This window comes from Nocardiopsis sp. iso_25 (assembly GCF_056173305.1).
The window spans coordinates 4,529,264-4,541,954 of the sequence record NZ_CM149667.1; the positions used below are offsets into that span (position 1 = coordinate 4,529,264).

Annotated in this window: 9 protein-coding genes; 1 reads left to right on the forward strand and 8 read right to left on the reverse strand. The window is 73.4% G+C overall.

The annotated features are described in order from the left end of the window. Positions 1–20 precede the first annotated feature (20 nt). The 3 genes from AC0VX6_RS19460 to AC0VX6_RS19470 all read right to left on the reverse strand — a co-directional run bounded on the left by AC0VX6_RS19460 (position 21) and on the right by AC0VX6_RS19470 (position 5,440). Positions 21–2,051: a SpoIIE family protein phosphatase gene (locus AC0VX6_RS19460; protein ID WP_274974069.1), complete on the reverse strand. Its 2,031-nt coding sequence runs from the start codon at positions 2,049–2,051 to the stop codon at positions 21–23. A gap of 679 nt (positions 2,052–2,730) precedes the next feature. After that, positions 2,731–4,485: an aspartate--tRNA ligase gene (aspS, locus tag AC0VX6_RS19465; RefSeq protein ID WP_475465519.1), complete on the reverse strand. Its 1,755-nt coding sequence runs from the start codon at positions 4,483–4,485 to the stop codon at positions 2,731–2,733. A gap of 277 nt (positions 4,486–4,762) precedes the next feature. Continuing rightward, positions 4,763–5,440 carry an MBL fold metallo-hydrolase gene (locus tag AC0VX6_RS19470; RefSeq protein ID WP_274974070.1) on the reverse strand — a complete coding sequence of 226 codons (678 nt, stop codon included), beginning with the start codon at positions 5,438–5,440 and terminating at the stop codon, positions 4,763–4,765. Positions 5,441–5,893: 453 nt separating this feature from the next. Between AC0VX6_RS19470 and AC0VX6_RS19475 the strand changes: the two genes are divergently transcribed. Then, complete coding sequence (locus AC0VX6_RS19475; protein WP_274974071.1) at positions 5,894–7,126, forward strand: DUF349 domain-containing protein; 1,233 nt, start codon at positions 5,894–5,896, stop codon at positions 7,124–7,126. Between the two features lie 56 nt (positions 7,127–7,182). Here the strand turns inward: AC0VX6_RS19475 and AC0VX6_RS19480 are convergent, their stop codons facing one another. The 5 genes from AC0VX6_RS19480 to gmk form a co-directional block, all read right to left on the reverse strand. Continuing rightward, a complete protein-coding gene (locus AC0VX6_RS19480; RefSeq protein ID WP_475465521.1) occupies positions 7,183–8,166 on the reverse strand; it encodes a hypothetical protein in 984 nt (327 codons plus the stop codon). A 178-nt stretch (positions 8,167–8,344) separates the two neighbouring features. Continuing rightward, positions 8,345–9,538 (reverse strand): methionine adenosyltransferase, encoded by a 1,194-nt coding sequence (gene metK / locus AC0VX6_RS19485; RefSeq protein ID WP_274974073.1) that lies wholly within the window; start codon positions 9,536–9,538, stop codon positions 8,345–8,347. Between the two features lie 256 nt (positions 9,539–9,794). Beyond that, positions 9,795–10,988 carry a bifunctional phosphopantothenoylcysteine decarboxylase/phosphopantothenate--cysteine ligase CoaBC gene (coaBC, locus tag AC0VX6_RS19490; protein WP_475469400.1) on the reverse strand — a complete coding sequence of 398 codons (1,194 nt, stop codon included), beginning with the start codon at positions 10,986–10,988 and terminating at the stop codon, positions 9,795–9,797. Between the two features lie 125 nt (positions 10,989–11,113). Then, positions 11,114–11,380 (reverse strand): DNA-directed RNA polymerase subunit omega, encoded by a 267-nt coding sequence (gene rpoZ / locus AC0VX6_RS19495; RefSeq protein ID WP_013154112.1) that lies wholly within the window; start codon positions 11,378–11,380, stop codon positions 11,114–11,116. Between the two features lie 122 nt (positions 11,381–11,502). Further along, a complete protein-coding gene (gene gmk, locus AC0VX6_RS19500; protein WP_047869676.1) occupies positions 11,503–12,090 on the reverse strand; it encodes a guanylate kinase in 588 nt (195 codons plus the stop codon). Between the last annotated feature and the right edge of the window lie 601 nt (positions 12,091–12,691).

Sequence of the window (12,691 nt, forward strand, 5' to 3'; positions counted from 1 at the left end):
TAGGCCGCCGAGGGCACCGGTCAGGTCGTCGTCGCCACGGCGGCGCGGTCCCGCGCGGGCTCGGCGGAGGGGATCATGCGGGTGATGAGCAGGGCGATGTCGTCGCCGCGCCCGGCCGGGGCCATCTCGGCGATGACGTGCGCGGCGGCCTCGGGGTTCTCGTGGTGCTCGGAGAGCGCCGCGCCGACCCTGGCCAGCCCCTGCCCCATGGGCACCTCGGAGCTCTCCACGAGTCCGTCGGAGCACAGCAGCAGGGCGGTGCCGGGCGGGAGCATGCGGGTGGTGACGGTGTACTCGGGGTCGGGGAGCACGCCCAGCGGCGGTCCGGTCTCGGGCTCCCAGAGCTCGTAGCCGTCGCGGGTGGCCAGGACGACCGGCGGCTGTCCGGCCCAGGCCGCCTGCATGACGCCGCTCTCGCGGTCCACGACGAGGTAGCCGCAGGTGGCGAAGACGATCTCGCCGGTCTCGGTGAGCAGGCGGTTGGTCTCGCCCAGGACGACGCCGGGGTCGGACTGGTTGGTGGCGTAGGCGCGGAAGGCCACGCGGATCTGGCCCATGGCGGCCGCCGCCTCGACGCCGTGCCCCTGGACGTCGCCGACCAGGAGGCCGACCTTGTTCTCGGGGAGTTCGATGACGTCGTAGAAGTCGCCGCAGATGCGCCAGTCTGCGCGGGAGGGGAGGTACTTGGTGGCGATGTCCATGTCGGGGAAGCTGGCCACCTGGCGGGGCAGCATGCGGCGCTGAACCGCGTCGGCCAGTTCCAGTTCGGCCTGCTGCGCCTTGATGCGCTGGAGGGCCTGCCCGGCGAGTCCGGCGAAGGTGAGCATGAGGGCCCGCTCGTCGCGGCTGGCGTGGTGCGGGCGGTCCCAGACCATCTGCCACACGCCCAGTGCGACCTTGCCGTCGCCGAAGATGGGCACGGTGGCCCAGGCCTGGCCGCGCACCTGGCGCATGAGTTCGACGGCGGCGGGGAAGCGGCTGATGATCTCGGCGCGGCTCTCGAAGAAGCGGGGCTGGCGGTCCTGGATGACCGCGCCCATGGGGAAGTCGGTGTCGTCGGCGCGGCGGCCGTCTATGCGGTCGATGTTGCTGGTGGCGCTCTTGGCGTGGGCGCTGGGCGAACTGCGCAGCAGCCCGTTCTCGACGTAGAGGGCGACGGCCTGGACTCCGCCGAAGATGGGCAGGAACTCCTCGCTGAGCAGGTCCATGACCTTGTCGACGGTGGTGGCCGAGACGAGTTTGGAGGACAGCTCGGTGACCAGGCGGCCGTGTTCGGCCTCGGTGCGGCGGCGGTCGGCGAGGCGGCGCACGAGCTGGACGTGCTCGGTGACGTCGTCGACGATGCCCACGAGGCGGTCGGGTTCGCCGGGCACGTAGCGGGCGCGCACGTGCAGGGAGCGCTCGTCGCCGAGGCGGTCGAAGACGCGGAAGCGCTGCTCGTAGTCGCGTCCGGCGAAGGAGGCGGAGATGGCGTCGCGCACGCGGGCGATGTCGTCGGGGTGGACGCGCTCCAGGATGCGTTCGAGTTCGCGGTCGTTCCCGGCCAGCAGCGCGCCGAGCGGGGTGGGGCCGAACATCTCGCGCAGGCGTCCGCTGACCGGGTCCAGGCTCCACAGCACGGAGTCGGAGTTGTCGGTGCGCAGCTCGCCGATCACGCGCAGGTCGGCCTCCTCGGTGGAGAGCACGTGCAGCAGGACGACCGCGCGGGCGCCCTCCGGCCCGTCCCCGGGCAGGGGGCGCAGCTCGGCCTCCACCAGGCGGGCGGCCTTGTGCGCGATGTCCAGGCGCAGGCGGGACCGGCGGCCCCAGTTCCCGGCGAGGGCCTCGTCGTGGGCGCGGGCGCCGCGCTGGGCGTCGTCACCGTCGAGGAGGTCGAACCAGGCCCCTCCGGCGAGATCGGAGGCCTCGCGGCCGAAGAGTTCGGTGAAGGCCAGGTTGGCGTGCACGATCGCGCCGTCGGCCAGGGCGAGCGCCATGGGCTCGGGGGCGTGGGAGAACGCCTCCGCGAGAGCGCTCTCGGAACCATCGCCTGAAGCGCGTTTTCCGTTCACGTATGACTCATCCTCATGTCGTCTCGGACGTCACACCCGCGCGCAGGCGCGGTCACCCTTGAAACGTTCCGACCGGCTCATTCTAGTGTCCGGGGCTGGGCCGGATCTGGTGCCGGAACGGGGGCAGGGCCGACGCACGCGTCGTCCGGCGTCCGTGTGACCTGGCTGGACGCGGACCCGCGTACTCCATCGGCGCGACGGGAGGGCGGCCGATTCCGCACCCGGGGTCGCACCCGAGCGACCACAGGATGGAAATCGTTACGCCCGTGTGACTCAACAGCGCAGAATGCACTCCGCCACCACTTCCGCCCGTGATCGGGGGTGTCCCCGTGAGGTACGTGTCCACTCCACAACACGTTCTCATCGCGGCTCGGAAGGGGTGATTCGCCCTCAACGGTAGGGGATGACGGCTGCCCGCGCATCCGTACCGGGGCACCGAGTCCGCGTCCGGCCACGCGGGCACCCCTCCATGACGCCCGATAACCGACCGTTTTCGCCGAGTGACCGAATGAGACAGGTTCAAAATGGGATGAATTCGGGCACCTGGCGGGGGCCGCGAAATTCTTCGGTCCCGGGACGGCCGGAGGGCGGGCCCGGGGGTCGCGGCGCCTCCCCCGGTACACGGGTCGGGGGCGGCGCGCGCCGTGCGCGCACCGCCCCCGACGGGACCGGCGGCCCCCTACTTCCGCTTCTCCCGCTCCTCGGCCTCGGGGTCGGCGTCCACCCCGGCCTCGGACCGCTGCTCAGCGGTGATCGGCGTGGGCGCGCCCGTCAGCGGGTCGCCGCCCGAGGCGGTCTTGGGGAAGGCGATGACCTCGCGGATGGTCGGCTGACCGGCCAGCAGCATGACGATGCGGTCCCAGCCCACGGCCAGGCCGCCGTGCGGCGGCGGGCCGAACTTGAACGCCTCCAGCAGGAACCCGAACTTCGACTCGGCCTCGGCCTTGCTCAGGCCGATGACGTCGAAGATCCGCTGCTGCATCTCGGCCCGGTGGATACGGATGGAGCCCGAGACCAGCTCGTAGCCGTTGAGCACCAGGTCGAAGGCGCGGGAGTCGGTGCTGCCCGGGTGGTCCTGGAAGTCGGCCTCGTCCTGCACCGCCGGGGCGGTGAAGGGGTGGTGCACCGGCTTCCAGGAGCCCTCCTCGTCGGCCTCCTCGAACAGGGGCATGTCGGTGATCCACAGGATCTCCCACCGGGAGGTGTCGATCAGGTCGCAGCGCCTGCCGATCTCCAGACGGGCCGCGCCCAGCAGCTCCTGGCTCGCGGTCCGGGCGCCCGCGGCGAAGAACACCGCGTCGCCCGGCGCGGCGCCGACCTGGGCGCCCAGGCCCTCGCGCTCGGCCTCGGAGAGGTTCTTGGCCACCGGGCCGCCCAGGGAGCCGTCCTCCTGGACGAGCACGTAGGCCAGGCCCTTCGCGCCGCGCGAGCGCGCCCACTCCTGCCAGGCGTCCAGCTCCTTGCGGGTCTGGGAGGCGCCGCCCGGCATGACCACGGCACCCACGTAGGGGGCCTTGAAGACCCGGAAGGGGGTGTCGGCGAAGTAGGCGGTGACCTCGACCAGCTCCTGACCGAAGCGCAGGTCGGGCTTGTCGGAGCCGAAGCGGTCCATGGCCTCGGCGTAGCGCATGCGCGGGAAGCTCGCGGGCAGCTCGACCCCGCGCACCTCGCGCAGCAGGCGGGTGAACAGCTTCTCGCCGACGGCGAAGAGGTCCTCCTCGTCGACGAAGCTCATCTCCAGGTCGATCTGGGTGAACTCCGGCTGGCGGTCCGCGCGCAGGTCCTCGTCGCGGAAGCAGCGGGTGAGCTGGTAGTAGCGCTCCATGCCGCCGACCATGAGCAGCTGCTTGAACAGCTGCGGGGACTGCGGCAGCGCGTACCAGTGGCCCGGCTGGAGGCGGACCGGGACGAGGAAGTCGCGGGCGCCCTCGGGCGTGGAGCGGGTCATGTAGGGGGTCTCCACGTAGGTGAACCCCAGGTCGCGCATGACCTCGTGGGCGACGTAGGTCGCCTTGGAGCGCAGGCGCAGGTTGTCGGCCATCTCCTGGCGGCGGATGTCCAGGTAGCGGTAGCGCAGCCGGGTCTCCTCGGCCACGTCGGCGGCGCTGTCGAGCTGGAAGGGCAGCGGCGCGGCCTCGCTGAGCACCTCGATCTCGTCGGCGACGACCTCGACGGCGCCGGTGGGGATCTCGGGGTTCTCGTTGCCCTCGGGGCGGACCCGGACCGAGCCGGTGACCTTGATGCAGTACTCGGCGCGCAGGTCGTGGGCGAGGTCGTCCTCGCGGACGACGACCTGGACCACCCCGGAGGCCTCGCGCAGGTCGAGGAAGACCACCCCGCCGTGGTCGCGGCGGCGTGCCACCCATCCGGCGAGGACGACGGTCGCGCCTGCGTGCTCGGCGCGCAACGCACCTGCCTCATGCGTGCGTATCAACGGACTACTCCTTCAGCGTCTCTGTTCGTGTCAAGTGTGCCCGACCTGCGCTCGGGTACGGGCCAGATCCTGCGCACACGGCCTTCGGGCACCCGGTGGGGGGAGGGCCGGGGGAAGGGCGTGCGAAGCCACCGGCCGACCGCCCTCAGGCGGCGCCGGTGCGGGTATCTCGTCCGCCGTGCGGCCGCGCGGGCGCGCTCGGGCGGCGGGCGCCTCGGTGGTGTGGGGTGGTCATACGTCGTTCCCGCGGGACGGAGAGGGCGGCCTGGACACGGGGTCAGCCGGTGATGTCGCGCAGGTAGGGGTTGGTGGCGCGCTCGCGCTCGACGGTGGTGGCCGGGCCGTGGCCCGGCAGGATCTGGGTGGTGTCGGGACGGCCCAGCACGGCGCTGGCGAGGCTGCGCAGCATGGCGGCGTGGTCGCCGCCGGGGAAGTCGGTGCGGCCGATGGAACCGGCGAAGACCAGGTCCCCGGCGAACATCACCGGGACGCCGTCCTCGGTGGTCACCGTGTACACGACCGATCCGGGGGTGTGGCCGGGGGTGTGCTCGACCCCGAACTCCAGTCCGGCCAGGGTGAGGGTGTCGCCGCCGCCGACCTCGACCAGGTGCTCGGGCTCGGTGTGGGGGCCCGGGCCCAGCAGGGCGGACAGCTGCGCGGCGAAGCCGGGGTCCACCCCCGCGGCGGGCTCGGTGAGCAGACCGCGGTCCGCGGCGTGCAGGTGGACGGGGACGCCGTGGCGCGCGCACAGGTCGGCGGCCGACCACACGTGGTCGAAGTGGCCGTGGGTGAGCAGCACCGCGACGGGGGCCAGCCCGTGCTCGGCCAGGACCTTGTCGACCTGCTCGGTGGCCTCCTGGCCGGGGTCGACGATGACGCAGTCGCCGCCCGGGGCCGGTGCGAGCACGTAGCAGTTCGCGGCGAGGGGCCCGGTGGGAAGTGCGGCGATGAGCACGGCGGATGTCGTCCTGTCCTCGGTCGGGTGCGCGGTCGCGGGGCGGCGGGTCCCGGTCCGGACGCAGCGTCCCCCGGGTGCAGCCTATCGAGGCGGGGCGGGGGCGGCGACCCGGTCGTCGTGCCCGGGTACGCGTTTGATCACCATTCGATCACCGCGCGCGGCTGGCCTCTTTGCCAAACCGCGTGGTAATGCCATATTGGTCACCGTCCTTGGTGCACGCCGGGGCCCCGACCTGCGCCAGCGCTGGGCGGGAGGGCGGCCCGGCCCCATACCCGAGGGCGCGCGGACCCGCGTGATCTGCGCAGACGTGAATTCACGGCGCGGCGCCTCCCACCGGATCGCGGGGATATCGTGCTCAGCACGGTGGTTCCCATCGCGAACCGGCGAGGAGTTGCGACGCGACGACCCGAACCCGCCCCACGGCCGGGTTCATGACAGCAGGAGGACACGGTGACCACGGACCCTTGGGGCCGCGTAGACGACGAAGGCACGGTCTACGTGCGCACGAGCGAAGGCGAGCGGGTCGTCGGATCGTGGCAGGCGGGGGCGCCGGAGGAGGCTCTGACCTTCTTCCGGCGCAAGTACGACTCCCTGGTCACCGAGGTGGAGCTGCTGGAGAACCGGCTCCGCAACACCGACCTGTCCGCCTCCGCCGCGATGTCGAACATCGACAAGCTGCGCGACGCGGTCCGGGAGGCCAACGCGGTCGGCGACCTGGAGTCGCTGATGGGGCGCCTGGACGCGCTGGCGGGCCGCGCCGAGGAGCGCAAGGTCGAGCAGAAGCAGGCCCAGGAGCAGGCGCGCGGCCAGGCCCGGGAGGTCAAGGAGCGCATCGTCGCCGAGGCCGAGCGGGTCGCGGTGGAGACGACGCACTGGAAGTCCGGCGGCGAGCGGATGCTCCAGCTCATCGAGGAGTGGAAGAAGGCCCCGCGGGCCGACCGGCCCACCGAGCAGGCGCTGTGGAAGCGCATGTCGGCGGCGCGCAACTCCTTCTCCAAGCGGCGCAAGGCCTACTTCGCCAACCTGGACCAGGAGCGCGAGTCGGTGCGCGTGGAGAAGGAGCGCATCGTGGTGGAGGCCGAGGCCCTGTCGGGCTCCACCGACTGGGGTGCCACGGCCCGCGCCTACCGCGACCTGATGCAGCGCTGGAAGCGCAGCGGCCGGGCGGACCGGGCGAGCGAGGACAAGCTGTGGACGCGCTTCAAGGCCGCGCAGGACACCTTCTTCGACGCGCGCAACGCGACCTTCGCCGAGCGCGACGCCGAACTGCGGGTCAACGCCGAGGCCAAGGAGCGGATCCTGGCCGAGGCCCAGGCGGAGATCCCGAAGATCTCCGACCCGCGCCGGGCGCGTGCGCGGCTGCGCGACTTCCAGGACGCCTGGGAGGAGGCCGGTGAGCTGCCGCGCGACGTGCGCGACCAGTTGGAGGGCGCCTTCCGCCAGATCGAGGACGGCGTGCGCCGGGCCGAGGACGCCGAGTGGGAGCGCAGCAACCCCGAGGCGCGGGCCCGCGCCAGGGACACGGCCGCGCAGTTGGCGGCGGCGATCGCCGACCTGGAGGTCAAGCTCGGCAAGGCCAGGGACAGGGGCGACGAGCGCCGGGTCAGGGAGTACGAGGACGCGCTGGAGGCCCGCCGCTCGTGGCTGGCCGAGGCGGAGAAGGCCCTCGACGAGCTGAGCTGAGCCCGCCGGAAGGGCCGCGCCCCGGGGCGCGGCCCTTCCGCTTGTGCGGCCCCGGGTCAGCCGCGCGGCCCGGCGACCGGTTCGGGCTCCTCCGCGGGCGCGTGCGCGGTCTCGGCGGGTGCGGTCTCGGCGGACACGGGCTCCGGCTCGGACCGGGGACCGGCCTCGGGCCGCGCCCCGGTGCCGGGCACGCGTGCGGTCCCGTGCTCCCCTCCCGGTTCGCTCTCCCCCGCGTCCGGGCCTGGCGCCTGAGCGCCGCCCGCGGTGGCGGGGACGGGGTCGGGCGCCGCCCTGTGGACGATCAGCGTCTCCAGTACGATCCGCGGCCGGTCGGCGGTCCCCTCCGCCGCCGCGTCGGGTCCGGCCCCGACGGACTCCCGGGCCGCGCCCACGGCGGCCTCCTCCGCTCCGTCGGCGTTCACGGGGACGGGCGCCGTCGGCGCCTCGGGCTCCCCCTCCCGGAGGTCCCGGGTGTTGCGGTGGCGCGCCAGGCCGCCGACGCACAGCGCCACCGAGGCCGCGAAGGCCAGCCCCGTGACCACCCACACCGGCGGCACCACCCCATGGACGCGGTGTACGGCCGCGTCACAGGAGACCAGCACCGCTCCCGGCTCCGGGCGCGCGCAGACCGTGGCGACCGGGTGCTCTCCCCCGCCGCGGACCCCGGTGACCTCGCCGGTGAACCGCATGCTCGCGCGGTCCCCGGGCTCCAGGGACCGCGACCAGGTCACCCGCCCCTCCCCCGGCTCGGCCCCGGACGTCCCCGAGACGTAGCGCACGGTCGGGGGGAGGAACTGCACGATCTCGGCCCCGGGCACCGCCTCGTCACCGTCGTTGCGCACGTCGACCGTGTAGTGGATCCGGTCGCCCGGGCCCAGCCGCTGCGCTTCGGAGCGGGACTCCAGGGCCACGTGCAGGCTGTCCGCGCCGGGCACGACCTCCCCTCCGCCGCCTCCCGACCCGTCGGGTGCGTGGTGGGTGCCGGGCAGGGCGAGCAGGGCCACCAGCCCCACCGCAGACACCGCCGTTGCTACGGCCATGGTCTCCTCCGCGTACGAGCACAGAAATGACATTACGTCTATACGGAATAACACGGAGTAGTCACTTCGATCGTGCGCCATGCGGAGGAACCCGGAACACGCGAAAGGGCGCGCACGGCCGGTGACGGCCGTGCGCGCCCACGAGGCCCCTCGCGGGAACCGGTGCCGCGGGTGCGGGTCAGGCGCCCACGAAGGAGCGCAGCGCGGCGGCGCGCTCGGTGCTCTCCCACGTGAACTCGGGCAGCTCACGGCCGAAGTGGCCGTAGGCGGCGGTGCGGGAGTAGATCGGGCGCAGCAGGTCCAGGTCGCGCACGATGGCGGCCGGACGCAGGTCGAAGACCTCCTTGACGGCCTTCTCGATCAGCTCCGGGGCGACCTTCTCGGTGCCGAAGGTCTCGATGAACACGCCGACCGGGTGCGCCTTGCCGATGGCGTAGGCCACCTGGACCTCGGCGCGCTCGGCGAGCTCGGCCGCGACGATGTTCTTGGCGACCCAGCGGGTGGCGTAGGCGGCCGAGCGGTCCACCTTCGACGGGTCCTTGCCGGAGAAGGCGCCGCCGCCGTGGCGGGCGTAGCCTCCGTAGGTGTCCACGATGATCTTGCGGCCCGTGAGGCCGGCGTCGCCCATGGGGCCGCCGATCTCGAACCGGCCGGTCGGGTTGACCAGGAGCCGGTAGTCGTCGGACTCCAGGCCGTAGGCGGCCACGACCGGCTCGATCACGTGCTCGCGGATGTCGGGGGCGAGCATCTCGTCGAGGTTGATGTCGGCCGAGTGCTGGCTGGAGACCACGACGGTGTCCAGGCGGACCGGGGTCTGGCCGTCGTACTCGACCGTGACCTGGGTCTTGCCGTCCGGGCGCAGGTAGGGCACCGTGCCGTTGCGGCGGACCCCGGACAGGCGCTCGGAGAGGGAGTGCGCCAGCTTGATCGGCAGCGGCATGAGTTCGGGGGTCTCGCGGTTGGCGTAGCCGAACATCAGGCCCTGGTCGCCCGCGCCCTGCCGGTTGAGGACGTCGTCCTCGTTGTCGACGCGCGCCTCGTAGGCGGTGTCGACGCCCTGGGCGATGTCGGGGGACTGCGCGTCGATGGAGACGTTGACCCCGCAGGAGTCACCGTCGAACCCCTTGGCGGAGGAGTCGTAGCCGATCTCGAGGATCTTTCCGCGCACGATGGCGGGGATGTCGACGTAGGTCTGGGTGGTGACCTCTCCCGCGATGTGGACCTGACCGGTGGTGATCAGCGTCTCGACCGCGACCCGGCTGCGCGGGTCGTGGGTGAGCATCGCGTCGAGGATCGCGTCACTGATCTGGTCGGCCATCTTGTCGGGATGGCCTTCGGTGACCGACTCGGAGGTGAAAAGGCGGCGGGACACGTTGCGTGACTCCTTGCAGCGGCTGCTGGCTGACATGTGCCGGTGCGGCACGGGCGCCCCCCGGCTGCCTGCCGGGGCGGCCAATACCGACCGACGGGGTTGGTTATCGGTCCACTGTAACGGGACTGCTGGGGGCGGGCACCCCGCGGACGACCTCCCCGGTCGTCACGGGTGCACGTTGAAGTGTGACGTACTCCGCGGTGGGAATCCAGTCCTGGGCACCCGCGGTTCGGCCGGGCCCCGCCGGGCGGGCGCTTCAGCCCAGGCGCGGCAGGACCAGGTCCCAGACGCGGTCGGCGAGATCCTCCTTGGGCCCGGTGGGCACGTCCACCGCGCTGCCGTCCGAGCCCAGGATGACGGCCTGGTTGTCCTCGGTGCCGAACGCGCGCCCGCCGCCGACCTGGTTGACCACGAGCAGGTCGCAGCCCTTGCGCGCCAGTTTGGCGCGGCCGTTGGCGATCACGTCGTCGGTCTCGGCGGCGAAGCCCACGACGGTCTGCGCCAGCCCCTCGGCGTCGCGGGAGGCGACCAGCCCGGCGAGGACGTCGGGGTTCTCGGCCAGCTCGATGGGCGCGGGGGCAGCGCCGGGCCTCTTCTTGATCTTGGAGGCGGCGCTGGCGACCGGCCGGAAGTCGGCCACCGCGGCGCTCATCACGATCGCGTCCGCGCCGACGCGTTCGGTCTCCATGGCCTCGGCCAGCTCCACGGCCGAGCCCGCCCGCACGACGCGCACCCCGGCCGGGTCGGGCAGGGAGACGTTGGCGGCGACCAGGGTCACGTCGGCGCCGCGGGCGGCGGCGGTGCGCGCCAGGGCGTACCCCTGCTTGCCCGAGGAGTGGTTGCCCAGGAAGCGGACCGGGTCGACGGCCTCGCGGGTGCCGCCGGCGGAGACGACCACGCGACGTCCGGCCAGGTCGGGGGCGGCGGTGCCGCGGCGCAGCACGAGGCGGGCGGCCTCGAACAGCTCGGAGGGCTCGGGCAGACGGCCGCGTCCGGTGTCGGCGCCGGTCAGGCGGCCCACGGCCGGATCGAGGACGACGGCGCCGCGCGAGCGCAGGGTGGCCACGTTGGCCTGCGTGGCGGGGTGCTCCCACATCTCGGTGTGCATCGCGGGCGCGAACACCACGGGACAGCGCGCGGTGAGCAGGGTGTTGGTGAGGAGGTCGTCGGCCAGGCCCGCGGCGGCCCTGGCCAGGATGTTGGCGGTGGCCGGGGCCACGAACACCAGGTCGGCCTCCTGGCCGATGCGCACGTGCGGGACCTCGTGGACCCCGTCCCACACACCGGTGGCGACGGGCTGGCCGGACAGGGCGGCCCAGGTGGGCTCACCGACGAAGCGCAGGGCCTCGGCGGTGGGCACGACCCGGACCCGGTGGCCGGACTCGGTCAGGCGGCGCAGCAGTTCGCAGACCTTGTAGGCGGCGATGCCGCCGCCGACGCCGAGGACCACGCGGGGAACGTTTGTGTCACTCACAGAAAGGAGTTCTACCAGCCCCCGGCCGCCCCGCGCGCGCCAGGGGCGCGGCGGGCGGTCGCGAGCCCCGTGCGGGCTCGCGAGCACGCGGAGAAGGCGGGTCAGGAACCCTCGTAGGGCTCCGCGGTGAGCAGTCCGGACCTGACCTCGCGCAGCGCGATGGACAGCGACTTCTCCTGGACCTGGGTCTCCACCAGCGGGCCGACGTACTCCAGCAGGCCCTCGCCCAGCTGGGCGTAGTAGGCGTTGATCTGGCGGGCCCGCTTGGAGGCCATGGTGACCAGGCTGTACTTGCTGTCCACCAGCTCCAGCAGATCGTCGATCGGCGGGTTGGTGATGCCTTCGGCGACGGGCTCGGTACCAGCCACTTCATTACCCCCAGGAATGGTCCGCGGCTCGTCGCGGAGCCGCGGTGGACGGACGTTGGGGCGCCGTCGGGACGGTTCCCGGCGCGGCGCGGACGGCGCGGACCCTGCGGGCCCGGCCGCTATCACACCTTGGGCGCGGTGATCAACGCTAGCAGCTCGTCGCCCACTTCCCGCACGGACGTGTTGACGAGGGTGGTGTCGAACTCCTTCTCAGCGGCCAGCTCGACCCTGGCCACGTCCAGGCGGCGCTGGATCACCTCGTCGGACTCGGTGCCGCGCCCGGTGAGGCGGCGCACCAACTCCTCCCAGGAGGGAGGGGCGAGGAAGACGTGCAGGGCGTCGGGCATGGACTCGCGCACCTGGCGGGCGCCCTGGAGCTCGATCTCCAGCAGGACGGGCACTCCGGCGCGCAGGCGCTCCTCGACGGGACGGCGCGGGGTGCCGTAGCGGTTGCCCGCGAACTGGGCCCACTCCAGGAGCTGGTCCTCGGCGACGAGGCGGTCGAACTCTTCGTCGGTGACGAAGTGGTACTGGACGCCGTCCTGTTCGCCCGGGCGGGGGCGGCGCGTGGTGACCGAGACCGAGAGCCACACGTCGGGGTTCTCACGGCGCAGGTGGGCCACCACCGTGCTCTTGCCCACACCCGAGGGTCCGGACAGCACGGTCAGCCGCTTCTGCGCCGGGCGGGACTGGGATCCGGGATCGGGCATGTGTGTTCGAGGCTTCCCTTCGGGCCCGCCCGCCACGGGCGGGGCCGTGGCCCTCGCGTCGCGCTCCGGCGGGCCGAAGCCGATCCGGGCGCCGTCACCGTGCGGGCGGTCTGGTGTGCGGGGTGTCCGCGTACGGTCGCGGGAAGCTTCCTTTATACCACCGGGCTGCGGCGCGGCCGACAGTCGCGACCCGCCCCGAAACGCACCGCGCCCGGGGTGGGTGCAGGGCCGCAGCGCGGCCGACAGTCGCGAACCGCCTCGAAAGGCACCGCGCCCGGGGTGGGTGCAGGGCCGCGGCGCGGCCGACAGTCGCGACCCGCCCCGAAACGCACCGCGCCCGGGGTGGGTGCAGGGCCGCGGCGCGGCCGACAGTCGCGACCCGCCCCGAAACGCACCGCGCCCGGGGTGGGTGCAGGGCCGCGGCGCGGCCGACAGTCGCGACCCGCCCCGAAACGCACCGCGCCCGGGATAAGCGCAGGGCCGCGGTCGGCGGACGGTCGTGGCCTGGGGCCACCCGCCCGCCGACCGCGGCCCGGCCTGGCTCACCGGGGGTCGGCCGCTGTCGCGGCGTGGTGTGCGCCGCGACTGTGGGGGACGCGGC

Bases quoted from the DNA above. Each gene is read 5' to 3' on its own strand.
- AC0VX6_RS19480 (WP_475465521.1), bottom strand. From the start codon at position 8,166: ATGGCCGTAGCAACGGCGGTGTCTGCGGTGGGGCTGGTGGCCCTGCTC.
- gmk (WP_047869676.1), bottom strand. From the start codon at position 12,090: ATGCCCGATCCCGGATCCCAGTCCCGCCCGGCGCAGAAGCGGCTGACC.